The organism is Helicobacter felis ATCC 49179, assembly GCF_000200595.1.
Classification (GTDB): Bacteria; Campylobacterota; Campylobacteria; order Campylobacterales; family Helicobacteraceae; genus Helicobacter; species Helicobacter felis.
Genome location: NC_014810.2, coordinates 1,494,735 through 1,517,594, shown reverse-complemented (window position 1 = coordinate 1,517,594; position 22,860 = coordinate 1,494,735). Strand labels below are relative to the sequence as shown.

Below are 22,860 nucleotides of genomic sequence, written 5' to 3'. Positions count from 1 at the left end.
TCCACTCTTTTCTTTCTATGTTTTTCTTTTTTAGAATTTAGTCTGTTTTGTGTGTAAGATTGTTTTTTGATTTGAAACCCCCTCCCATAGTCTCAAAAATGAGGCACGATGAAGATTGTTTTTTGTTCTAAAACGATACTAGGATCGTCCACGCTATAGGCCTTGATCGTGATGGGTAAGATACCCTTTTTAGCTTGAGTTACCTCATGGGCTAGATAGGCCTGCTTGGCCTTTTGTACAGGCATGCGTAAGATTACGACAACTTTTAACTTGCCTTGAGGTTCGATAGTGAGCGTACCCGTGGGCCGCAAAATGCTGATATTGGGATCGTCGATATTGAAAGTATAGGCGTGGGGTTTGTTGCTCGTGTTTTGAAACAAGAAAAGATAGCTATTGTCTACAAATTTTTCATGCATGGCATACAAGCGCCCTCCATGTGTGATGTCTAGGATCATGGAGGCTTTTTTGAGTGTGCCTACCACTAGCGCACCCACTACAATCGCCAACACCCCCACATACGCTAAGGTCTTAGCCCGCCAAAATTTGACCGGACTGCGTGTAGCCAAGGCTTGACTAGAAGACCAATTGATCAAGCTTTTTTTACCCAGTTTGCCCATTGTGGCGGTGCAAGCATCCACACACTCCAAGCAGTTGATACACTCAAGTTGCATGCCCTTACGGATGTCAATATGTGTAGGGCAGACATGCACGCAGTGGTTACAACTCACACACTCGTTTTTGGGGTCGCGTTTTTGGGGCAAGGTGGGGATTTTGACATCGTTATTATCATAAATTGCCCCCCCTCTGCGCGTGTCATAGATAGGGTTGAGGGTGTGATCATCAAAAAGCACGCTTTGCACTCGCGCGTAAGGACAGAGATAAATACAAAAGCGTTCTTGCACCCAAGTGATGTCTAAAAACACCACCGCGCTCAAAACCGCCCAAATCCCTAATAAAAGTCCATGATCTTCAGGGTGGCGCAGATGATCTATAAACTCCAAAGGAGGGACAAAATAAAAGAGCAACACCGCCATCGAAGCGATGGGCACGGGAGCAAAGAGAATCAAGGCTAAAATCTTTTTGAGCTTATTAGCCATTGTGGGAGCTATGAGGCGTTGTTTGTTAGAAATTTTGGCATGCAGGCCTAAAAGCTTGGTTTCGATCAGATCGCGCAAAATCACCCTAAAGATGGTCTGTGGGCAACCCCAACCACACCACACCCGCCCCAGCATCGAGGTCATAAAAAAGATAAAAATAAATAAGAAAATCACCAAGAAAGGCAATAAATACATCTCCTGCGCGCTGTAAATTTTGCCCAAAAGGTGGATTTGGCGGTGCTCAAAAGAGATTAAAAAAATCTGCCCATCGCCTATATGGATAAAGGGAATGAGGGCAGAAAAGAGACTTATGCACACATAAGTTAAGTAACGCTTAAAGCGTAGAGAATTGTAGAAAGGTTTTTTTTGGGAGAGGCTAGGCATGCTTGCCATATAAATTCCTTGAAAGTAAGTAACTCCATGTTAGCAAAGTTACTTTAAGAGGGTTTAAACGCGCAAACGCGCTATAATCTATCATTAAATGAAAAAGGTAAGAAATGGCAGATTTAGAGATTTTAGTCTTGGATTTTGGGAGTCAGACGACCCAACTCATCGCGCGGCGTTTGCGCGAATGCGGGGTCTATACAGAGATTTACCCCTATAATCTTCCCCTAGAGCAGATTCGCGCTAAAGCCCCCAAGGGGATCATTTTAAGCGGGGGACCAGCTAGTGTGTATGACTCGCAAGCCTACCACTGCGATCCTAAGATTCTTAATCTCAATATTCCTATTTTGGGGATTTGCTATGGCATGCAGTGGTTGGTGCACACTTTAGGGGGGCGCGTGGCGCGTGCGTCCTCTCAAGAGTTTGGGCGCGCACACTTAGAGAATTTGCAAACTAACCCCCTGCTAGAAGGTATTGATCCCTCTAGCGTGGTGTGGATGAGTCATGGGGATCGCGTGGAGGTGATGCCCCTAGATTTTGAAGTCTTAGCCCAAAGCGCGCATGCTCCCTTTTGTGCGATCGCCCATAAACATAAGCCCCTCTATGGCTTGCAATTCCACCCCGAATCCGCGCATAGCGCGCAGGGGGGGCGCATGCTTGCTAATTTTGCCCTACAGATTTGCGCTTGCAAAGGCGGATGGAATATGCAAGATTTTCTAACCCAGCAAATCCAAAGCATAAAAGATCAAGTGGGGAGTGATCGGGTGTTGTGTGCGGTGAGTGGAGGGGTGGACTCAAGCGTGGTCGCGGCTCTGTGTGCGCGCGCGCTAAAAGAGCAGGTGGAGGTGGTGTTTGTGGATCACGGCTTGTTAAGGGCTGGGGAGCGCGATCAAGTGGCACGCATGTTTGCAGATTTGCAAATTCCCTTGCATGTGCTAGACGCGCAAGATTTGTTTTTAAGCCGTCTTAAAGGGGTGGTGGAGCCTGAACAAAAACGCCAAATCATCGGGCATGCTTTTATTGAGGTCTTTGAACAAAAGGCGCAAGAACTCTCTAAGCAGGGGAGCATCAAATGGCTGGCTCAAGGCACGCTTTACCCGGATGTCATCGAATCGGTGAGTGCTAAGGGTCCTTCAGCAGTGATCAAATCCCACCACAATGTGGGCGGGTTGCCTGAGAAAATGAATTTGAAACTCTTAGAACCCTTAAGAGAACTCTTTAAAGATGAGGTGCGCGCGCTAGGGGCGCGCTTAGGACTGCCCGAAAAAATGTTAGCCCGCCACCCCTTCCCCGGTCCAGGTCTTGCAATCCGCATTTTAGGCGAGGTCAACACACCTAGCTTAGAGCTCTTGCGTCAAGCCGACTCTATTTTTATGCAAGCCTTGCACAACGAGGGACTGTATAATGAGGTATGGCAAGCCTTTTGCGTGTTGCTCAATGTGTTTTCAGTGGGGGTGATGGGAGATAAGCGCACCTATGATAACACCATCGCACTTAGGGCGGTGCAGGCTAGCGATGGGATGAGCGCGCATTGTGCACCCTTGCCCTTTGCATTTTTAGAGCGCGTGGCTAATGCTATCATTAATCAAGTGCCCGGGATTAACCGCGTGGTCTATGACATTACTTCTAAGCCTCCGGGGACCATTGAATGGGAATAGAACTTAAAGGCTTGTATGCGATCAGTGATCCCCAACTCACCCCCTATGATCGCCTACTCAATCTAGCCGAGCGCGCCATTGAGGGGGGGGTGAGTTTTTTGCAACTGCGCGATAAGCAGAGTAGCGATAGCGAACTTTTAGGTTTGGCTAAAGAATTAAACGATTTATGTACCAAAAAGGGTGTGGGTTTTGTGATCAATGATCGTCTTTCTCTAGCCCTAGAGTGTAACGCGTGGGGGTTGCACTTAGGCGAGGCAGACATACCCTTAAGCGAGGCGCGCGCGCTCTTTGGTGGAGTGATCGGGGTCTCTTGCTATGGAGACTTAGAAAAAGCCAAACAAGCCCAAGCGCAGGGAGCGGATTATGTCGCTTTTGGGGCGTGTTTTAGATCGCCTAGCAAGCCTAGCGCACCTTGTATAGATTTAGAAGTCTTAGAGCGTGCTAAGGCGTGCTTAACAATCCCGGTGTGTGCCATCGGGGGGATCAGCGTCCAAAATGTCGCTCAACTTAAACACGCAGATATGATCGCACTCATCAGCGCGCTTTGGCAGGGTGATGTGCGCACTAATGCGCAAAAATTACTAGAAAATTGGCATGCGCATTAAAATTTTTCTAGGGATTTTGGGGGCATTGTTATTGGGAGGGTGCGCTAGAGAAGCGTATTTAAAGAGTGGCAACAAAGCGCGTTATGCCCAAGACTTCCAACAAGCTATTGCAGACTACCAAAGAGCTGGAGAGTTGGGCAGTGCGCGTGCGTATGAAAATTTGGGCTTTTTTTACTGGGAGGGCGCACCCAAAGACATTACAAAAGCCGTTGTTTCTTTTAAAAAGGCGTGTAAGTTAGGTTCTAAACAGGCTTGCGCACTGGTGGCACGCCCCCCTGAAAGTCAAACAAATACCTATTTAGAAGGCTTGCTTCAGGCCGGTTATGCCAACGATCGCCCTAAAATTATGGCTTATTTAAACAAGATGACACAAATGGGGATCGCACGCGCCTATTTGGCTCGTGGGTTATTAGAAGAGAAGAGCGATCCCAAGCAAGCTATTATGGACTACAAAAAAGCGGGTCAAATGGGAGATGTGCAGGCTTACCGCACTTTGGGCTGGATTTATGAGCAGGGTTTGTTAGGTGTGCACAAGGACATAGACCAAGCGATCAAATATTACCAACGGGGCGCAAAACTAGGCGATCCTTATTCTTGTCATAGCTTAGGGGTGCTTTATTGGGATGTTCAGAGTGTGCGCAGAAACCGCAAAAAAGCTAAAAAATACTTTCTAAAGGGTTGCGATCTAGGCTTTAAAGGGTCTTGCGATCTGCTCAAAGTAGAATGGCATATTGTTAAGCCTTAATCCTCTTGCATTTCGCTTTGAATCTCGCGCTCTAGAGCTTGGGTGAAAACCTCGCTATAGGGCTTGTCTTGGGGGAGTTTGTTTTTAAAATCCACTAGAATATTTAGGTAATGTTCTTTAGCCAGCGCGCCCTTAGAAAGAATGTATTTAAGATAGAGCCAATAGGTGTTGAGCACATCGCCTTGACAATACAGATCGATGCGCTCCAAGCGATCGCTCTCTTGACTATAATAAATTTCATGCACGCACTCCCCGCTCAAGCCAAATTTACCCGGCAAACCTACCATAGAACACACCCCATCGAGTTTAAGCCTTTGTGCGCCAAATTGTGAGAGACTATCGAGCAGATCGGTATGGAAGGCTTCGCTGTAGCGGTAGCGGTAATTTTCCCATTTATTGCTTTGATCGTAAAAGGCGCGCGCGTCTAAGTTATAGGCGAGGGCTTTGAGCATGAGAGTGGGCAGGTCAAAATTACGCCCATTGAAACTAATGAGCATGGGTTTTTGATGGTTAAAAAAGCTGAGAAAATCTGCCACTAAGTGTTTTTCATCTCTCTTTTGTCCCTCTTGTCTGCCAAAATTGCCCACCTTAATAAAATGCCCATGTGTGTCGGCTAACACAGCAGCAATGGAAACCACCTTGTGCCAATAGAGGGGCAAAAACTCATATCCGCTCTTAACTTTTTGCCACTCAAAGGCTTTAGCGCAAAGCTCTAAGGGTTCTAAAGTGCTTTCAGGGTCTAAGTCCTGCCTAATTAGATCAATATCTGGCACGGTTTCAATATCCAAGACGCAAAGCATGCACACCCTTTTAAGTTAGCTTGTATTAGAATGCGCATTTTAGGACTTTTAGGCTTAAAGGATATGCATGGTTGTAACGCGTTTTGCCCCCTCCCCTACCGGGCATTTGCACATCGGAGGCTTGAGGACGGCTCTTTTTAATTATCTGTATGCTAGGGGAGCGGGGGGAAAGTTTTATTTACGCATTGAGGACACGGATCTAGCGCGCAATAATCAAGAAGCCACAGAGGCGATTTTGCAAGCCTTTGAGTGGGTGGGCTTAGACTTTGATGGGGAAATTCTCTACCAATCCCAACGCTTAGAACTCTACCAAAGCTATATCCAACAACTCTTAGAAGCGGGCAAAGCGTATTACTGCTATATGAGCAAGGAGGAGTTAGAGGCTTTAAGGGAGAGTCAAAGGGCGCAGGGGCAAACCCCCCGCTACGATCGCCGTTACAGAGATTTTAAAGGCACGCCCCCACAAGGAATTACCCCTGTAGTGCGTCTGAAAGCCCCTTTAGAGGGGGAAATTGCTTTTGAAGACGGAGTAAAGGGCGTAGTAGTGGTGCAGGCCAAAGAGTTAGACGACTTTATCATTGCGCGTGCGGATGGCACGCCCACTTATAATTTTGTAGTAACCATCGATGACGCGCTGATGGGAATTACCGATATTATTCGCGGAGACGATCACCTCAGCAACACCCCTAAACAAATCCTTATCTACCAAGCCCTAGGTTTTAAATTGCCTAACTTTTACCATGTGCCTATGATTTTAAACGAACAGGGGCGCAAATTGAGTAAGCGCGATGGGGCGATGGGGGTGATGGATTATAAGGCTTTGGGCTATCTTAAAGAGGCTTTGCTAAATTTCTTGGTGCGTTTGGGTTGGAGTTATGGCGATCAAGAAATCTTTAGCCTAAAAGAATTGTTGCAACACTTTAGCCCCAAAGAACTTAACAGCGCACCCAGTTGCTTTAGCCCCCATAAATTAGACTGGCTCAATGCCCACTATCTCAAAGCCACCTCTAACGCCCAGCTAGAAACTCTTTTACAAGACTTTGATCTGCCCTTTAGCTTTGCTAGTTTGCAACCTGCCCAAAAGGATATTTTATTGAGCGCACTTAAAGAGCGGTGCGCTACCCTTAAAAGTTTGAGTTTGGGGATGCATGAGGTGCTAGACTCCCCCACTGCCTACGAAGCTATTAAAAATCCTGAGGCTAAAGCCTTGCTAGAAGCCTTTATGCACGATTTAAAAGAGGCATCTTTAGATAACTTAGAGAGTATCCAAACTCTTTTACATGACTTTTTAGAAACGCACACGCTCAAGCCCGGGGCGTTCATGCCCGCCTTACGCGTGGCTCTTTTGGGAAAAAAGGGGGGAATCGATCTCAAACAAGCTTTATTCGTGCTAGGCGATCAAGTCTTAGAACGCCTGCGCATTTTCTTAGAACGCGCCTAGTGGTGGCGGCTGCGCACAAAATCTACTAGCTCTCTTGTGTCGATGGAAAGGGTTACAAATTGCTGGAAAGTGGTGTACCACTTGCCTCCTGTTCCATGCAAACTATGTCCATTGCCCCCACCCAAAAAGTTAAAAAACGCGTCTGCGCGCAAACTCATGAATTTATTTTTATAGACATAGTAAAGCGCGATACGCTCAAAGTTGGGCGCGTGGTACCAAGGCAAACCCGTATAAAGCGATTGCCCATAAGTGGCGTAAAATTTCATCTGAGGCTTGTCTGAAAAGTAATATTTGTTATAGAATCCAAAACCCTTATACTGCATATCAAAATCAAACTGCCCGCCAAAGCTGTTATACCACTGGCTTGGCCCACATTTATCTCCTGAGCGCACACAATAATGTTCTTGCTCAGACATCGTACCAAATTGGAAATAAATTTTATCCATATAGGGCATGAGGCGCTTGAGATTGGTTTTGATATAGGCGTGGTAGTAAATGCGATCGAGCACGGTAGGGTTGGAATATTCCCCAGGCACACCCCCCTGTTTCGAACCACTAAAATAAGGATAGCCATTGGGCCAAAGGGGGGTTTCATCGCCCTGATTGAGATAGGATTTTCCATTAAAGGGATATTTATCCCCCATGCTATAAGAACTCAGATTATGGAAGGCGACAATTTTAGCCCCAAAACCCAAATAGTCTTTTAAAAAAGACCATTCAGTCGATCCAAAATAGAGCATTTGGTTAAAATTGTAATTATCTTTAGCTGGCCCGTTGTTCCAGTTGCGCCCCCCATACCAATCGATAATAAACTCTCCCCAACCATTCCACGCGCGGTTAGGATCGTAAGCAGGCTTGAACTGCAACATCGCCCCTCTAGCGGTAGGGTCTTTAAACCAAAAGAGTTTTTTAAAGGCCGCAAGTGGATAAGAAGAGATGGAATAAGTTCTAGGAATGATCCCCACATACGCCCTAAAGTTCTTGCCCACCGCGCTATAATACATTGTAACCCCCCAAGAATAGGGGAAATAGCTATAGTGCGTGTGCAGGTTTTGGATAAACCACGCCCCAAACATCAAGGATTGGTTTTTGTCAAATTGAATCCCAATCTCGGGCATGATTCTATTTTTCATATTCACTAAGCTATTCCAATAAGGGTTTTCTTTGCCCGCTAGATTGTAAGTAAAGCTCACAAACTTAAGGTCATAAGCAAAACTTGCCGCCTGCGCCCCTGTAACCAACAGCCCGCAGGGCACCAGCACCTTTGATATAAATGATTTAAACATCGTCCACCTTATAAGATAAAGAAAAAATCGCAGACCGAGATTGTAGGCGAAAAATAATTAAATAAACTTTAATATATTCCATTAAACCTATCAAAATAAAAATCAGCAGAGGAGGCAGGATTGCGCTAGGAAAAAATTTTGCCATTACACTACAACCTAATGCGTGCGATCTCATCGCGCAATCTTGCCGCCTCTTCAAAGTCCAACACCTTAGCGCGTTGTTGCATTTGCGCCCTTAAAGTTTTGATTAAGCGATCCTTTTCACTCTTAGGCATTTTTTCTAGGGCTTTGGAGCGTTTGGGTTTGGCAGGCAGGCTATCGATCAATTCTTCTTCAACATGTCTTTGCACGCTTTTAGGCTCAATGCCATGTTCTGCATTAAAGGCTTTTTGTTTAGCCCGTCTCTCATCGCTAATTTGCATCGCTTTTTGCATGCTTGCTGTGATTTTATCGGCATAAAAAAGCACCTTGCCACGCACATGCCGAGCCGCGCGCCCCATCGTCTGAATCAAACTGGTTTCACTGCGTAAAAACCCCTCTTTATCCGCATCCAAGATCGCCACTAAAGAGACTTCTGGCAAGTCTAGCCCCTCTCTTAATAAGTTGATCCCAATGAGCACATCAAAAACCCCTAATCTAAGCTCTCTAATCAAATGGTTGCGCTCAATGGCATCAATATCGCTATGCAGATACTGCACCCTCAAGCCCCATTCTAAATAGTGCTTGCATAATTCCTCCGCCATGCGCTTAGTCAAGGTAGTAACCAGCACGCGCTCATGTCTGCTCACCACCTCTTTAATGCTCTCAAATAAATCCCGCACTTGATTAGCCACGGGGCGCACCTCATACTCAGGGTCTAGTAATCCGGTGGGGCGGATAATCTGCTGGGCGATATGACCTTGTGAGAGTTCTAACTCTAGGGGGTTAGGGGTAGCTGAGACAAAGAGAAAATGGGGGGGTTTGGTGATAAACTCTTCATATTGGAGCGGGCGATTATCCAGCGCACAGGGCAATCTAAAGCCGTAATCTACCAAGACTTGCTTACGGCTCAAATCCCCCGCATACATGCCCTTAAATTGGGGCAAACTCACATGCGACTCGTCAACTATCACCAAAAAGGGGCGTTGCTTTTGGGCGAAGTAGTCCATCAAAGTATAGGGGGTCTCCCCCTCTTGTTTGCCCGTGAAGTGGCGCGCATAATTCTCAATGCCCTTACAAATGCCAGTCGCACTAATCATCTCTAAATCAAATTCGGTGCGGGTTTTGAGGCGTTCGTATTCTAGGGGCTTTTGGGCTTGTTTGAAAAAGCTTAGGCGTGCCTGTAATTCTTGCTCAATGTCTTTAATGGCTTGTTGCAAACGCTCTGGACTGACAATAAAGGCATTTGCCGCATAGAGGGGGTAAGAGTCTAGTTGCTTTAGGGGGGTGTTCTCCAGCGCGTCCATGCTAGTGATGCGCTCGATCTCATCGCCAAAAAACTCGATGCGAATAAAGTTTTCATCATTATAGGCGGGGAAAATATCTACACATTCTCCCACTACCCTAAATTTACCCCGCTCTAAGATTTCTTGGCGACTATAGCCCATTTCTACGAGCTTGAGCAAGAATTGCTTATAGGGGCGCACTTGCCCTACTTGGATTTTTTCTAGCATGCTCAAATACTCAGCAGGGTTGCCCAGCCCATAATTAGCCGATACACTAGCGACCACAATCACATCCTCATAACTCAGCAATGAAGTTACTGCGCTCAAGCGCAGGCGTTCTAAATCTTCATTGATCGAGCTATCCTTTTCTATGAAGAGATCGCGTCTGGGGATGTAGGACTCGGGCTGGTAGTAATCAAAGTGGGAGATAAAGTATTCCACATGGTTTTTAGGGAAGAAGCCTTTAAACTCGCTGTAAAGTTGGGCGCATAGGGTTTTATTATGACTCATGATCAAAGTGGGCATTTGCAAGCGCGCGATCAAATTGGCCATGCTAAAGGTCTTGCCACTACCCGTAACTCCAATTAAAGTCTGGTAACGCGCCCCTTGTTCTACCCCCTCACTCAAAGTTTGCACGACCTTTTCTTGCTCTAAACTCATCGCATAGGGGGCGTGTAATTGAAAATTTGGCATCATCTCTCTTTTTTTGCTGATCATAGCACAGCTACGCGCTTTAAAGGTTGTTGAAGCTGTGTTATAATTTAGGGTCTTAACTTTAAAAAAGGGGTCGCGTGCAGTGTATGCCCTATGACTTTATTGCGCAGTTAGTGGATTTTTGGTTTGCCCATCGTAATTGCGCTAAGGTCGAGTTGGCTGCCCTAGAGCCTTTGCTTTACAAAGATGGCGCACGGACAATCATAGATGTGTGTCAGATGGTCAGCAAACATTACACACCCTCTATCACTACGAATGGCTTTTTCTTGGATAAATATGATCAACGCTTAAAAGATTGCACCAAGAAGATTCGCATCTCCCTCCACGCGATGGATCGCCAAAATTACCGGCAAATCATGGGGTTTGATGGCTTTGATCGTGTGGTGAGCAATATAGAAAACGCCACAAAGACTGGGCTTAATATTTCCTTAAACAGAGTTTTGCTCAGGGGGTATACCCACGATTTAAAAGCCCAAATTGAGTTTGTGGATCGACTAGGGATTTCTTTAAAGCTTTTCGATCTGTATTACACAGAGGACATTGCCCAAAACTACCAACGCTATTATATCAGCGTGCAAGAGGCTCTTCAAGAGGTCTTAGACGCGGGCTTGATCACCTACGCACACCAAGAGGAGGCCAATCGTGATCGCGTGGTGTTTACAACACAAAATGGATCGCGTGTGGAATACAAGCAACATGCTTTGGCTAGCAAAAACCATCTCCCTTGTTCTCTCTGTAATAAAGCTAAACAATGCATCGAGGGTTATAAGGATTATTTGAGGGTATTCCCTAACAAATGGGCAACTTTTTGTTATATGCGCCAAGATTTAGATTTCCCCCTAGTAGATTCTCAAGGGCACTTCCAAATGCAGCAACAGGAAGATTATCGCTTGATTCCCTTGCGATTGTGTCTTGTGGATACTTGCAATTATAATTGTGGCTATCCCGGGGATAAGGCTTCATGGTGTTTGAAACGCTTTAGACCTTTTACTTATTTATCAAAGAGGTGATATGAATCCAAACACAACTCAAGAAAAAATCCAAGTTCTCCAAGAATGCGCGCAAGAGATTACAAAAATGCGTGAGAGCGCGCAAAAGCAAGTGCGAGAATCTCAAGAAGAGGCTAATTACCATAAGGGTGCGATGGCAAGCCGTTATGATACCTTTAAAGAAGAGGCGCAATATCTTGTTGCTGCTGGTGAAAAACGGGTGGCGGATTTAACTCTAGCCTTGAATTTAACCCAACGATTGTGCGCTGATTTGCAAAACCAACCCCATCCCCAAAAAGTGGCTTTAGGTGCTTGCGTGATCGCCCAAAGAGATGATAAAAAACTTTGCTTTTTTGCGGTTCCCTTTGCAGCACACTCTCATGCCAAGATCGCAGGGCAGGATTTTGTCTTAGTGAATCCTAAAGCCCCCCTCTATCAAGCGTTTAAGGATTTGAGTGTAGGCGATGTAGCAGAAGACGACTCGCAGAGATTTGAAGATTTTGAAATTTTGGAAATTTTTTAAAAGATAGGGGGGTTTTGTGCTTATTTTACTAGATGGACCGGATCGGGTGGGAAAAGATACCTTGTCGCGTGGGCTTTTGGCACATTTTTCTACAGAGGTGTTTTTATTGTTGCACACCATCCACATAGACACCTACACGCAGGCGCATTATTTGCATTGGTATGCATATATCTTTGATCTTGCCTTAAAAAAAGAGTCCTCGATTATTCTCAACCGCACACATTTAAGCGAAGCGGTTTTTGGGGCTATGTACCGCCATTATGATAGCGCGTGCGTGTTTGAATTGGAACAAAAGATTCTTGACATGGAGGAGGTGTTTTTGATCTTACTTGTCGATCGCCTTGATCGCCTGATGGAGAGAGAAGATGGACAATCTATCCATAAAGACCCTAAGCAAAAGCAAGAAGAGATCGATTGCTTCCATGCCGCCTTTGATCGCAGTCAGATTCCCCATAAAATTAAAATTGACATCCAGCATTTAAACGAAAAACAAGTGTTAGCAAAAACGCTCCAATTTATTAAGGCTCAAATTTCCTCATAATCTCTATCCCACAAGGCCTGTTTTGTTTTACACCATCGCTCCCTTTGCCAAGATCAAACCTCTTACTTATGAGAGTCAAGAAAACCTAGAGGTAGGCGCGCTGGTTAAAATCCACCTGCAACGCCGGTCTGTTCAGGGGGTGGTGTTGGGGGTGTGCGATCGACCTCATTTTACCTGCAAGCAGGCAAAGCCTATAGAGGCGTATTTTAATGCGCACCAAATGTTCTTGTTGCACTTCATGGCGCATTATTATTGTGCCCCAATAGGCGTGATCGCGCCCCTGTTTCAACCCTTTAAAACTGAGTATGTGCCCGCGCCATCTTGTATAACCCCCAAGCTTGAGCCCCTTAGCTCTGCACAGCAAATTGCATACGATAAAATTAGTTCTCTTCAAAGTGCCTTGCTCTTTGGAGATACGGGCAGTGGCAAGACGCATATTTACGCCCATCTCATTGCTAGTAAACTCCAACAATCTTTGGGAGTGTTGGTGTTAGTGCCTGAAATTGCCCTAGCTCCTCAAATTTATCAAACACTTCTAAAAAGCTTTGGATCGCAGGTGGGGCTGTGGCATAGCAAACTCAATCCCGCTCAAAGGGAGAGCCTTTTAAAAAAGCTCTACACCCAAGAGGTGCGCGTGGTGGTGGGCACTCGAAGCGCATTATTCTTACCTATGGCACATTTGGGATTATTGATTGTAGATGAGGAGCATGATCAAGCCTACAAAGCCAACCAAACCCCCTTTTATAATGCCCGCGATCTAAGTTTATATCTAGCCCAAAAAATGCCCATCCAAACCTTGCTAGGCTCGGCAACACCCAGTATAAGAAGTTATTATGTGGCGCAAAAAAGCCAAAGTCTTGTGCGTCTTAGGGGGCGTTTTCATGGTTCTAGCCAAGAAGTGATCTTTGATGAAGGCGCAACTGCGCTTAGTCCTACTATTTTGAGGGCTCTACAAGACACTTTGAGTGCTCAACAACAGAGCATAATTTTTCTGCCCACCCGCGCGCATTTTAAAAAGCTCTTGTGTCAGGTGTGCGGGCAGGGGGTGCGTTGCCCCTTTTGCAGCGTGAATATGAGTTTGCACCTCAAAGATCGGTGCATGCGTTGCCACTACTGCCAACACCAAGAGAGTATCCCTAAAGTTTGCCCTAGTTGTCAATGCGATTCTTTGCAAGGCAAGCGCATGGGCACACAGCAGTGTAAAAAAGAGTTGGAGGCGCTACTGCCCCAAGCGCGTATTGGCATTTTAGACAAGGATCACACCCATACCAACCAACAAATTCAAAGCATCTTAGAGGCTTTTAACACGCATCAATTAGATATTTTGATCGGCACGCAGATGATTTCTAAGGGACATGATTATCCTAAGGTGAATTTAGTGGTGATTTTAGGGCTAGATGAGGTGTTGCACAATGGAAGTTATGCAAGCTTTGAGCAGGGGGTAAGCTTGATGTGCCAGATTGCTGGGCGTAGCGCGCGCAAAAAACATGGCAGAGTGCTTATTCAGTCGCATAACAGAGATTTTTTACAACATTATCTTGAAGATTATGAGGTCTTTTTAAAAGATGAGCTCCACACACGCATGCAAGTTTTCCCCCCTTTTAGGCGTTTGGCTCAGCTTGAATTTAGTGCTACAAGCCAAGAAAAGGCTCAAGAGGATATGCAGACTATCTTAAATGTTTTGCAAACCCTCTTTGAGAGTGTTAAAGAAGTGGAAATCTTGGGAAGTGGTCAGGCGCAGGTGTTTAGAGTAGCGGGGAAATACCGCTATGAAATTCTCTTAAGCGCGGCTTCTGCGAAAAATCTTTTACAAATTTTACACCATCTTAAAGATCACCCTCTTGCCTTTAAAATTGAGATCGACCCGGGAATTTAGCTTATTTTAAGTGAAACTTGTGCTATAATAGGGACTGCAGGGCGGGGTAACCTCCCCCTCCTTCCCCGTCCTGCTTCCCCTTACATTTTTTTCTTAGCTTCAATCCCTAGCATACTTAATCCGATTGTCAGACTTAGGCTCACCATTTGACAGAGTTTGAGATATGGAAGTTCTTGAGGTGTTTCTAAAATTCTATGAGCGTTGTAAAAGGCGTGGAAATCCCCCGCGAGGTTTTTAAGATACTCACAAATCTTTTGCAGTTCGCGATCCACAAAAGCACTCACAAGCACCTTAGGCAAGTTGAGCGCGCTAAAGAGCAGGTGTGTAGCAACGGGGGGGAGATTACAAAGTGAGCTAGCATAAATAGCTTGTTCATTTCCTCTTTGCAGGAATTTGCTCATAAGGGTGTGGATGCGCGCGTTGGCATAATGGATGTAGAAAATGGGATTAGAGCTGTCTTGTTTTTGCAAACTAGCGACATCAAATTCTAAATGCGTGTCCAGCTTTTTAGAGAGAAAAACAAAGCGCAGAGCATCTTTACCAATGTCTTGTAAAACATCCTTTAAGAGGACAAAATTCCCCGCGCGCTTGCTCATCTTATAGGGCTTGCCCTCTTGTAAGAGGGCGACCATTTGCACTAAAAGCACCTCTAGGCGTTGGGACTCATAACCTAGAAACTCTAAAGCCGCCTTAATGCGCGCCACATAGCCATGGTGATCTGCCCCAAAGATATTAATATAGTGGTCGTAGTTTTGTTGGAATTTGTAATCGTGGTAGGTGATGTCTCCAGCAATGTAGGTAAAAGTGGAGTCGCTTTTTTTAAGCACGCGATCTTTTTCATCTCCCTTTTGACTAGAAGCAAGCCACATTTTCCCCTCACTCTCATAAACCCCTCCTGCCTCTTGTAAGCGAGTAAAAACCCTCTCTTGTGCGCTAAACATCGCCTTTTCGCTAATGTAAGCGTCCATGCATATGCCCGTCTCTGCTAGAGTTTCTTGAATTTCTGCTAGCATGAGTTCTTTTGCAAAGTTTCCTAGTTGCGCTATAAGGGCTTCTTCTTCCCCCTCTAGCGCGCCAAAGTGTTCTAACGCCTTTTGTGCCAGCTCGGTAATATAGTCCCCCTTGTAAGCATTGGGTGGATATTCTACCTGTGCGCCCCGCATCTCCTGTATCCTTAAATACACAGAGAGACCCAACATGTGGATTTGTGCGCCCATATCATTGACATAATATTCAGCATGGGTTTTTACACCCAAAAAACGCCCTAAACGGCACAAGCTATCCCCAAAAATCGCTCCGCGCGCATGCCCGATGTGCAGGGGCCCGGTGGGGTTTGCGCTCACAAACTCTATATAGTAACTTTTTTTGGACTCTAAGATATTTCGCCCAAAATCTTTTCCTAGACTCAGAGCTTGATTACAGAGCTCATCTAAAAAGCTTTCTTTAAGTGTGAAGTTAAGATAACCATTGAGCGCGCTAATAGAAGCAAAAACCTCTTGGCATACCTGCTCTTGCTTTAAAAATTGCACCAACTCTTCAGCGATGATCTTAGGGGCTTTTCTGCGCTCTTTGGCTAGAGAAAAAGCTACCACGCTCGCATAATGCCCTAAACTCTTATCCTTAGGATGCTCTAAAACGATCTTTGTGTCCAACAGGCGTTCTAACACGCCTTTAATTTTATTATACAATGCTTAAGCCTTGTGATCTTGTTGGGATGTGGAGGGAGAAGGGGTTTGATTATTGTGGAGAACTTGGGATTCTTGGGGTTTTGTTGGTTCCTCGTCCTCTTTGATTGCCTTCTTAAAGTTTTTAATTCCACTTCCCAATCCTTTAGCAAGTTCGGGAATCTTCTTTGCCCCAAAAAGAAGTAAAATCACAAATAAAACGATGAGCCAGTGCCATACACTGCTAAAGCCACCCATACTAATCCTTTAATACATAAGGTGGTCTATTCTACTATAGCTGGCTTTAAAAGCCTTAAAGTCCTTTTTTGCGCCAAGCCGTGCAGAGGGCTTCTTTAGGAAACATTTGTTGTTTGTAGTCTAGGGTGCGCGCCACCCATAAAACTCTCTCTTTAGCTTGCTCTAAATCCTCATTGATCAGCACATAGTCAAAACTATCCACTTCCTGAAGCTCTTTAAAAGCGTTTTCAAGGCGTTTGGTGATGATCTCTTGGGTGTCTGTCCCGCGTTGTTCTAGGCGTTCTCTAAGCACTTGCACATTTTTAGTGGTAACAAAAATAGAGGTTGCCTTAGGGTAAATCTTTTTAAGACTATGGTGCCCTTGTACATCAATATCAAAAAGCACAAGTTTGCGCGCTTTAAGAGCGTCCTGCACGGGTAAAAGAGAAGTGCCATAATGGTGTCCATGCACAAGCGCCCACTCTAAGAATTGATTTTTCTCAATCCCTTCTAAAAAAGCCTCTTGACTCACAAAATAGTAATGTTGCCCATGAACCTCGCCCGCCCTTTTGGGGCGCGTGGTGGTGGAGATAGAAAAATAAACATCTTGGCAAGAAGCCATGATGTGTTTAATTAAAGTGCTTTTGCCCGCCCCACTTGGTCCTGCTAGAACTAAAATGCGGTAGGCATCTGAAGCTGTCATTGGGGTTTATCGATAATTTGAATACTTAAGACCTTATTTTTGAGAATCTCTGGATCGATGGGTAAATCTTTGAGCAGGGTTTGCAAATCTAGGGTCAAAGTGGGCAATACAGATGGTAGGGATTCTTGGCTTGTCTGTTCACTCTCTTTTGCTTGCTCCTTGCTAGGAGAGTCAACAGGCGTGGGCAACTCGTGGACTTCTTGCATGAGTTCTTGTGGCTCAAGAGGTTGGGGCGCGTCTTCATGAAGTTCTTCCTCCACACTATGAGAATCTGCCACTTTAGAATCTTCTAGGTTTTCTGTTGCACAAGATTCATCGCTCACTTCTGCTTCACTAGGATTTTCTCCTGCAGTGTCCTCCAATGCAGACTCTAACTTTGCAGACGCGTCTTCTTCTTGGGGAGAGGTTTCTTGCATTGGCTCTTCTGGCAAGCTTTCTAGGTCCTCTAAAATATCCTGATCTTCATCTAAATCTGCTTCTTGCACAAGAGAGGTGGCTGTGTGGCTAGAAACTTCTTCTTGAGGGGCCTCTAAAGATGTGTTTGTTTGTGTGGTATCTTGATCTAATGCTTCAGATTCAAGCGTTGTTGCCTGCTCCTCATGGTCTTGCTCCTCTTGAGGTTCTGCACCTTCAAAGAGTTCTTTCTCTTCTTTCTCTTCTTTCTCTTCTTTCTCTTCTTTCTCTTCTTTCTCTTCTTTCTCTTCTTCTGCGTGAGGTTCTATAGTCTCAGGTGCGTCTAAGATTGGTGTTGCTTGGGGTGTAACTTCTTGCGTATCGGTTTCTTGGGTCTCCTGTGGGATCGCATCGGCTACCTCGTTAGATTCTTGCTCCCCTGACTCTTTGTAAGGTTGATCCATCACACTGGCCATCACCGGTTCGGGGATATCTTCAAGATGTGCAATATCTTGAAGTTCAACCTCCACACTTTCAGCATTGCCCTGCTCAGAGACTTTTTCTTGGGATTCAAGCCCCTCTTGTTCTAAAACCATCTCTTGAGGATCGGGTTCTGAGTGAGGGGGGTTTTGTTCATGCTGAGACTCCAAAGCTGAAGTTGCTTGCGCCTCCTCTATGGGGGTATCTGCATGAACTTCTGCCTCTTGGGGAAAAGAAGATAGCTCTTCTTCAAAAAAAGCTTGTGGCTCACTCTCCTTTTTGGAGTCGAATCCATGGATGCCTTCGTCATCCACGCTATTATCCACAGGCAGGAGATCCTCTAGGGAAATATTAAGATCTGCGGGTTTTGACTCAGACTCCGTTTCTGTAATCTCGGTTTGTGGAGTCAAATCAGCTTGTGGAGCCGGGGATGGTTCTTCCAAAAAATCTTTTAAGTCTCCTTCTTGGGATACCCCCTCTTGTTTTTGTTGTGGTTCTGAGTCTTCTAAGTTTTCTTCTCCCGAGTTGTCCAAGGCATGCGCATTCTCTGTAGGATTCTCTTGCGGAGTATGAGGCGCGCTTGTTTGGGGATCAAAGAGATGTTCTAATTCCTCAAGTTGGTCCAACTCTGAATCAAAACCTGTATCAAGGTTTAAATCTAATGACGCCGAATCTGTTGCAAGCTTCTCTTGAGCAGGAGCCTCCTGATGAGGAATGGTAAGGGTATCCATAGTCTTTTCTAAGATATGCAAAACATCCGTGGGCAAAAAAGGCTTTTGAATATAATGGCTAAATGACCCAAAGGGCAAAACGCTCTTCCTGTGGATAAAAGCACTGAGCTTACATGTTTCCAAGTGAGGTTCAAATTTGCGATACTCTTCCTCATCTATCACCGTATCATCTGCAAAGAAAAAGTAATCCTCGCCATTCTGCAAGCTTGAGAGAGCTTCATTGCTGTGCTCTTGCACCACTAGCTCCAAAGAAAGTTTTTTAGCAATATTTTCAAACAGCTTTTCGATCATCCTATTTTTGTTGACTAATAAAATTTTCAACGCCACTCTCCTTAAGCTAGACTACCTAAACCCTGCATTATAATACAAAAACAAGCCTTTTTACTTTAACCTAAAATTGAGGACTAGGAGTTTCGCAAATGGTTTCTTTCAGGTCTTTTTTGTTGCCCTGCGTGTGCGCGGGCTTTTTGTGCGCAAACCCCACACTTTACATGTTGCCCTATGAACAAAAAGATGCTCTAAATAGTTTGATTTCAGGGATCAACGCGGCCCAAAGTAATATCAACATTGCGATTTATAGTTTCACGCATCAAGCTATTTCTAAAGCTCTTAAAAACGCGGCCGATCGTGGCGTGAAGATCAACATCATTTATGATTATGGTTCAAATGTGCATGGCAAGCACTCCACTATCGCCTATCTCTCTAAATACAAAGGTATTCATACTTGCCTCCTTCAAGGCAAGGAAGTTAAGAGTGCTAGACACTTTCAAGCTTCCTACAGGGGTATCATGCACCAAAAACTAGCACTCATCGATAACAAGTGGATTTTTCTAGGTTCGGCCAACTGGAGCAAAAATGCCTTTGAAAACAGCTACGAATTACTGCTCAAAGACGACAACTCCGCTCTAATCCAAAAGGCGCAAAGTTACTATAAAAAGATGCTCTCTTCTTGCATACCCTACTAGAAGTGGTAGCTATAGTTGATATAAAAAGCAAAACTACGGCGTAGTTTTACGCTGTAGGAGTCGCTTGTATAATAATGGTTGTTGATGGTGGGAATTTTAAAACCTAAATCGATTCCATGTTGATCTACAAGTAAAGCCCTCAGCCCGATATTAAAAAGAAATTGAAAAGCGCTCACATTCACGCTAGGAAGACCCAAACTAGGAATTCCTAGTTTATCTCGCCCCGTATCGCCCAATAACCAAGAACTGCCCGCAATCCCCACGCCCACATAGGTCCCTAAATCTAGCGAAATATCATTGCTATAGATAGTGCCTTGAAAAAAATTATAGAAAAAATCTGCTGCAGCCCCATAAGTGAGCAGGTTATTACCCCCATAATACCCTCCTCCTCCATAGGGGCTTGGATGATATTGCGCACCAAATATTTGCCAATCTAAAAAGGCATAATAACGCGCCCCAAACATCTGATCGTCGCGAAAATACCCTGTATACCCTATCAAGAAGCCTAAACCATTGGCATTGACATTCATGCCATTGCGTTTGGCTTTAGTTTCCGTTTGGATATTGATAAGCCCAGTCTGATAATTCGTCCCTATAATCAAACCCTTTTTCCAATCGGAGGTATCTAGGGCATCTAATCCGCCCATGCCCAACACAGCCCCCATGATCACAGTCAACCCGTGTTTTTTCCGCATTTTCTATCCTAAAAGTGATGGCTAAGTCCCCATTATAGTATAATCACGCATAAAACCCACTAAGGAAGAGCATGTTTAAATTTAAGCTTGCAAGTTTTGTGGTGTTACTGAGTTTGGCTAGGGCTGTTGAGCCGGGCATCAAGTTTGATCCTCCTGATTATGTGGAAGAAATGCCCTCTAAAGAATTTATCCCTGAAATTGCTAAACCCGGAAGTCTCTTTGGGCAGGGGGAGCGCCCTCTTTTTGCCGATAGACGCGCTATGAAGCCCAATGATCTTGTAACTGTGGAAATCTCTGAAAACGCCAGCGCTAACTACAGCGCATCAAAAAATTACGCTAATACTTCTAATGGCACTTCTACGCCCCCCCGCCTAGCTTACAATGGCACAGATCTTAACAAAAGAGAGCAAGCCCAGTTTTTAGACGATCGCAGCAATTACAGCCTCACCCAACCCACCACAAATAAAACCTTCAAGGGAGGAGGTTCGCAAAAAAAGAGCGAGGACCTTAAATTCATCCTCACCGCACGCATTGTTAAGGTTTTAGAAAATGGAAATTATTTTATTTACGGAAGTAAGGAGATTTTAGTTGATGGGGAAAAGCAGGTGATCAAACTAAGCGGTGTGGTGCGTCCCTTTGATATTAATAAAAATAATGTCGTGCAGTCTAAACACATCGCTGATGCCAAGATCTCTTACACTAATTTAGGACCTTTGAGCGCGAGCAATAAAAAGAAACTTTCCAATGAAGTCCTTGAATCTGAATTTCCCTTCTAGGGGTTAGAGTGATCGCTATCATTCTAGCGCGCGCCAATAGTCAGCGCATCCCCCATAAAAATATCTACTCTTTTCTAGGAAAACCCCTCATCGCCCATGTCATACAAACCGCCCTGCAATCAAAACTCTTTGATCAAGTGGTGGTGTCCACGGATGGTGTTGAAATCGCGCGCATTGCTAGAGAATACGGCGCGTCCACGCCCTTTTTGCGCCCCGCTCATTTGGCCGATGCGCTTACCCCCAGTTTAGAAGCCATAGCACACGCCATCGCTACTTTAAAACTTACGCCCAAAACGCTCGTTTGCGCGCTCTATGGGACAAGTGTCTTGCTCCAAGCTAACCAACTTCAAGAAGCTAAAAACGTCCTCTTAGAGCATCCAACTTATAAATACGCTATCGCGCTTAGTCCTTATGGCGCTTCGCCTTATCGCGCCTTCAGTTTAAATCCCAATCCCGCCCCTCTTTTTGCTGAGCACCTCCCCAAGCGCACCCAAGACCTCCCCCCCCTCTACCACGACACTGGGCTTTTTTACATGGGAGAGGCGCGCCATTTTAGCAACTTAGAACCCCTTTTAGCTGCGCATTCTTACCCCATTGTTGTGCCTGAAATTTACACCCAAGACATCGACACCTTAGAAGACCTAGAATTAGCCAAACTCAAATACCAACTTTTGCACTCCCATGATCACCCTTCTAGCTGATATCTCGCTTCAAAGCGGACTAGGACACTTACGCCGTGCCCAAAAACTTCAAAAACACTTGACGCGTATCGGTCTAGAATCGCGCCTTATTGCTCCCCATCCTTTAGCAGATATTAATATAAATTGGTTGCGTGATTTTAGAGTGTCTAAAAGCGATCGTCTTATTGTGGATAGTTATCAAGCCAGCCCAAATTTTTACCACTATGTAGCTTCTCTAACCCATGCTTTTCTCTATCTTGAGGACTTCCCCCACCCAAAACCCCCACAAGCCTTTGTGATCAACCCGGCCTTTCAGGCTGAAAAGCTTTATAAAAATTCTTCAGAACGCCATTTTCTAGGATCAGAGTTTATGCCTTTTGAGATGGCTTTTAAAACTTCTAATAAAAATCTAAACCCGACAATCCAAACTCTTTTTATTTCCTTTGGGGGAAGTGCGCAAAGCTTGCATTTTTACCAACAAGCCCTAGAATGCCTGCAAAACACGCCCTACAAACTCCATATTTGCGCGCCTGCAGAGATTACACGCGCCCTGCGCCCTTATGCCCAAGCAATTTTCCATGAAAATTTACATTTGCCCCAAATTGCCACTCTTTTAAAACAAAGCGATGTGGCTTTGCTAGGAGGCGGGGGGATGCTCTATGAGGCTATGCTCACTCTCACCCCCATTTTAGCTATAGAGGTAGCCCCCAACCAACGCCCCCAACTTGAAGCCTTGAGCGCGATTAAGGCCTGTAAGTGCAGCACTTTTCAAACTTTGCAAGACGATCTGAGTGCCTTTGACCTTAAAGCACGCCTTGCTATACAGGCTATTCAAAAGCACTTAAACATCGGTAATGCGCTTGAATCCACACTAAAGGCCATCTTTGTTTGATCCTTCATGGCTTTCTAAGAGTTTTGAGATTCCCTCAACTGCTTTGCAAGAACACCCCCCCCTCTACGCCTGCCATTTTACCCACACGACCCAACAAGAGCAGTTAGAAATTTTGACTTTTCGCAATCATCCCAAAACCTCTGTATGGATGCTTAATGAACACATTGGCCTAGAGGCCCATCTGCGCTTTATTGAACAGCTTAAAGAGAACCCCAATAGCGCCTACTATCTTTTTAAACAAGGGCAAACTTTGCTAGGTGTGGGTTCTCTTACAAGGATACACCCCATCCATAGGCACGGATTTTTGGGTATCTATAAAAACCCGCATTTAGAACATGTGGGGACTCAAATCCTCAATGCGCTTGAATTTATCGCTTTTTATAAAATCCGCCTCCATGCCTTGCATTTAGAAGTGCTTGCTACTAATGAACGGGCACTAAATTTTTACCAACGCCACGCTTACCGCAAAGAAGGTTATTTGCGCGATTTTATCCACCGCAAAGGGCGTTACCACGATGTATGGTTGTTTGTAAAATTTTCACCCCTGAGCACTTTTTAAAG

At 45.0% G+C, this 22,860-nt stretch carries 22 protein-coding genes; 13 read left to right on the top strand and 9 right to left on the bottom strand.

Features of this window, described 5'->3' with window-relative positions; all coding sequences use genetic code 11:
- Positions 1-92 precede the first annotated feature (92 nt).
- Positions 93-1,490 carry a cytochrome c oxidase accessory protein CcoG gene (ccoG, locus tag HFELIS_RS07700; RefSeq protein ID WP_013469989.1) on the bottom strand — a complete coding sequence of 466 codons (1,398 nt, stop codon included), beginning with the start codon at positions 1,488-1,490 and terminating at the stop codon, positions 93-95.
- Positions 1,491-1,594: 104 nt separating this feature from the next.
- Between ccoG and guaA the strand changes: the two genes are divergently transcribed.
- Genes guaA through HFELIS_RS08570 form a run of 3 tightly spaced genes read left to right on the top strand, consistent with a single transcriptional unit; the run spans position 1,595 to position 4,489 of the window.
- Positions 1,595-3,139, top strand: coding sequence for a glutamine-hydrolyzing GMP synthase (gene guaA / locus HFELIS_RS07695; RefSeq protein ID WP_013469988.1), 1,545 nt, complete (start codon positions 1,595-1,597; stop codon positions 3,137-3,139).
- Complete coding sequence (thiE, locus tag HFELIS_RS07690) at positions 3,130-3,744, top strand: thiamine phosphate synthase (RefSeq protein WP_013469987.1); 615 nt, start codon at positions 3,130-3,132, stop codon at positions 3,742-3,744. Before guaA ends, thiE begins: the two co-directional genes overlap by 10 nt.
- Positions 3,734-4,489 (top strand): tetratricopeptide repeat protein, encoded by a 756-nt coding sequence (locus HFELIS_RS08570; protein WP_013469986.1) that lies wholly within the window; start codon positions 3,734-3,736, stop codon positions 4,487-4,489. Before thiE ends, HFELIS_RS08570 begins: the two co-directional genes overlap by 11 nt.
- Here HFELIS_RS08570 and HFELIS_RS07680 read toward each other — a convergent pair.
- Positions 4,486-5,289: a 3'-5' exonuclease gene (locus HFELIS_RS07680; RefSeq protein ID WP_013469985.1), complete on the bottom strand. Its 804-nt coding sequence runs from the start codon at positions 5,287-5,289 to the stop codon at positions 4,486-4,488. The genes HFELIS_RS08570 and HFELIS_RS07680 overlap by 4 nt on opposite strands.
- Positions 5,290-5,350: 61 nt before the next feature.
- Here HFELIS_RS07680 and gltX point away from each other — a divergent pair, with 61 nt between their 5' ends.
- Positions 5,351-6,730 carry a glutamate--tRNA ligase gene (gene gltX / locus HFELIS_RS07675; protein WP_041302905.1) on the top strand — a complete coding sequence of 460 codons (1,380 nt, stop codon included), beginning with the start codon at positions 5,351-5,353 and terminating at the stop codon, positions 6,728-6,730.
- Here the strand turns inward: gltX and HFELIS_RS07670 are convergent.
- Positions 6,727-8,016 carry a hypothetical protein gene (locus HFELIS_RS07670; RefSeq protein ID WP_013469983.1) on the bottom strand — a complete coding sequence of 430 codons (1,290 nt, stop codon included), beginning with the start codon at positions 8,014-8,016 and terminating at the stop codon, positions 6,727-6,729. The two genes, gltX and HFELIS_RS07670, sit on opposite strands and share 4 nt — an antisense overlap.
- 149 nt (positions 8,017-8,165) lie before the next feature.
- Positions 8,166-10,133 (bottom strand): excinuclease ABC subunit UvrB, encoded by a 1,968-nt coding sequence (uvrB, locus tag HFELIS_RS07665; RefSeq protein WP_013469981.1) that lies wholly within the window; start codon positions 10,131-10,133, stop codon positions 8,166-8,168.
- Positions 10,134-10,240: 107 nt separating this feature from the next.
- Between uvrB and HFELIS_RS07660 the strand changes: the two genes are divergently transcribed.
- From HFELIS_RS07660 to HFELIS_RS07645, 4 genes are read left to right on the top strand one after another with little or no spacing between them, the layout of a single operon-like run.
- The gene (locus tag HFELIS_RS07660; RefSeq protein ID WP_013469980.1) at positions 10,241-11,164 is read left to right on the top strand and encodes a radical SAM protein; all 924 of its coding nucleotides are present in this window, start codon (positions 10,241-10,243) and stop codon (positions 11,162-11,164) included.
- A 1-nt stretch (position 11,165) separates the two neighbouring features.
- Positions 11,166-11,666, top strand: coding sequence for a hypothetical protein (locus HFELIS_RS07655; RefSeq protein WP_013469979.1), 501 nt, complete (start codon positions 11,166-11,168; stop codon positions 11,664-11,666).
- A gap of 16 nt (positions 11,667-11,682) precedes the next feature.
- Positions 11,683-12,207, top strand: a complete 525-nt coding sequence (locus HFELIS_RS07650) for a hypothetical protein (protein WP_013469978.1) — start codon at positions 11,683-11,685, stop codon at positions 12,205-12,207.
- 22 nt (positions 12,208-12,229) lie between these two features.
- The gene (locus tag HFELIS_RS07645) at positions 12,230-14,083 is read left to right on the top strand and encodes a primosomal protein N' (RefSeq protein WP_013469977.1); all 1,854 of its coding nucleotides are present in this window, start codon (positions 12,230-12,232) and stop codon (positions 14,081-14,083) included.
- Positions 14,084-14,163: 80 nt separating this feature from the next.
- On the opposite strand, the gene argS is transcribed toward HFELIS_RS07645, so the two are convergent.
- Genes argS through HFELIS_RS07625 form a run of 4 tightly spaced genes read right to left on the bottom strand, consistent with a single transcriptional unit; the run spans position 14,164 to position 18,612 of the window.
- Entirely contained in the window at positions 14,164-15,771 is a 1,608-nt protein-coding gene (argS, locus tag HFELIS_RS07640; protein WP_013469976.1) for an arginine--tRNA ligase, read from the bottom strand.
- 3 nt (positions 15,772-15,774) lie between these two features.
- Positions 15,775-16,005, bottom strand: a complete 231-nt coding sequence (gene tatA / locus HFELIS_RS07635) for a twin-arginine translocase TatA/TatE family subunit (RefSeq protein ID WP_013469975.1) — start codon at positions 16,003-16,005, stop codon at positions 15,775-15,777.
- Between the two features lie 55 nt (positions 16,006-16,060).
- Complete coding sequence (gmk, locus tag HFELIS_RS07630; RefSeq protein ID WP_013469974.1) at positions 16,061-16,687, bottom strand: guanylate kinase; 627 nt, start codon at positions 16,685-16,687, stop codon at positions 16,061-16,063.
- A complete protein-coding gene (locus HFELIS_RS07625; protein WP_013469973.1) occupies positions 16,684-18,612 on the bottom strand; it encodes a midas domain-containing protein in 1,929 nt (642 codons plus the stop codon). Before HFELIS_RS07625 ends, gmk begins: the two co-directional genes overlap by 4 nt.
- A 98-nt stretch (positions 18,613-18,710) precedes the next feature.
- Here HFELIS_RS07625 and HFELIS_RS07620 point away from each other — a divergent pair, with 98 nt between their 5' ends.
- Entirely contained in the window at positions 18,711-19,256 is a 546-nt protein-coding gene (locus HFELIS_RS07620; protein ID WP_013469972.1) for a phospholipase D-like domain-containing protein, read from the top strand.
- Here the strand turns inward: HFELIS_RS07620 and HFELIS_RS07615 are convergent.
- The gene (locus tag HFELIS_RS07615) at positions 19,253-19,951 is read right to left on the bottom strand and encodes an outer membrane protein (protein WP_013469971.1); all 699 of its coding nucleotides are present in this window, start codon (positions 19,949-19,951) and stop codon (positions 19,253-19,255) included. The genes HFELIS_RS07620 and HFELIS_RS07615 overlap by 4 nt on opposite strands.
- Before the next feature lie 71 nt (positions 19,952-20,022).
- Between HFELIS_RS07615 and flgH the strand changes: the two genes are divergently transcribed.
- Genes flgH through pseH form a run of 4 tightly spaced genes read left to right on the top strand, consistent with a single transcriptional unit; the run spans position 20,023 to position 22,858 of the window.
- Positions 20,023-20,727 (top strand): flagellar basal body L-ring protein FlgH, encoded by a 705-nt coding sequence (gene flgH, locus HFELIS_RS07610; protein WP_013469970.1) that lies wholly within the window; start codon positions 20,023-20,025, stop codon positions 20,725-20,727.
- 8 nt (positions 20,728-20,735) lie between these two features.
- A complete protein-coding gene (gene pseF / locus HFELIS_RS07605) occupies positions 20,736-21,428 on the top strand; it encodes a pseudaminic acid cytidylyltransferase (RefSeq protein ID WP_013469969.1) in 693 nt (230 codons plus the stop codon).
- Positions 21,409-22,299 (top strand): FlmD protein, encoded by an 891-nt coding sequence (locus tag HFELIS_RS07600; RefSeq protein WP_013469968.1) that lies wholly within the window; start codon positions 21,409-21,411, stop codon positions 22,297-22,299. The genes pseF and HFELIS_RS07600 overlap by 20 nt, the downstream gene beginning before the upstream one ends.
- Positions 22,292-22,858 carry a UDP-4-amino-4,6-dideoxy-N-acetyl-beta-L-altrosamine N-acetyltransferase gene (gene pseH, locus HFELIS_RS07595; RefSeq protein WP_013469967.1) on the top strand — a complete coding sequence of 189 codons (567 nt, stop codon included), beginning with the start codon at positions 22,292-22,294 and terminating at the stop codon, positions 22,856-22,858. Before HFELIS_RS07600 ends, pseH begins: the two co-directional genes overlap by 8 nt.
- The last annotated feature ends 2 nt before the right edge of the window (positions 22,859-22,860 follow it).

Bases quoted from the DNA above. Each gene is read 5' to 3' on its own strand.
- HFELIS_RS07600 (WP_013469968.1), top strand. From the start codon at position 21,409: ATGATCACCCTTCTAGCTGATATCTCGCTTCAAAGCGGACTAGGACAC.
- uvrB (WP_013469981.1), bottom strand. From the start codon at position 10,133: ATGCCAAATTTTCAATTACACGCCCCCTATGCGATGAGTTTAGAGCAA.
- ccoG (WP_013469989.1), bottom strand. From the start codon at position 1,490: ATGGCAAGCATGCCTAGCCTCTCCCAAAAAAAACCTTTCTACAATTCT.
- thiE (WP_013469987.1), top strand. From the start codon at position 3,130: ATGGGAATAGAACTTAAAGGCTTGTATGCGATCAGTGATCCCCAACTC.
- HFELIS_RS07660 (WP_013469980.1), top strand. From the start codon at position 10,241: ATGCCCTATGACTTTATTGCGCAGTTAGTGGATTTTTGGTTTGCCCAT.
- HFELIS_RS07655 (WP_013469979.1), top strand. From the start codon at position 11,166: ATGAATCCAAACACAACTCAAGAAAAAATCCAAGTTCTCCAAGAATGC.
- HFELIS_RS07680 (WP_013469985.1), bottom strand. From the start codon at position 5,289: ATGCTTTGCGTCTTGGATATTGAAACCGTGCCAGATATTGATCTAATT.
- tatA (WP_013469975.1), bottom strand. From the start codon at position 16,005: ATGGGTGGCTTTAGCAGTGTATGGCACTGGCTCATCGTTTTATTTGTG.
- gmk (WP_013469974.1), bottom strand. From the start codon at position 16,687: ATGACAGCTTCAGATGCCTACCGCATTTTAGTTCTAGCAGGACCAAGT.
- HFELIS_RS07620 (WP_013469972.1), top strand. From the start codon at position 18,711: ATGGTTTCTTTCAGGTCTTTTTTGTTGCCCTGCGTGTGCGCGGGCTTT.
- guaA (WP_013469988.1), top strand. From the start codon at position 1,595: ATGGCAGATTTAGAGATTTTAGTCTTGGATTTTGGGAGTCAGACGACC.
- flgH (WP_013469970.1), top strand. From the start codon at position 20,023: ATGTTTAAATTTAAGCTTGCAAGTTTTGTGGTGTTACTGAGTTTGGCT.
- HFELIS_RS08570 (WP_013469986.1), top strand. From the start codon at position 3,734: ATGCGCATTAAAATTTTTCTAGGGATTTTGGGGGCATTGTTATTGGGA.
- HFELIS_RS07615 (WP_013469971.1), bottom strand. From the start codon at position 19,951: ATGCGGAAAAAACACGGGTTGACTGTGATCATGGGGGCTGTGTTGGGC.
- HFELIS_RS07670 (WP_013469983.1), bottom strand. From the start codon at position 8,016: ATGTTTAAATCATTTATATCAAAGGTGCTGGTGCCCTGCGGGCTGTTG.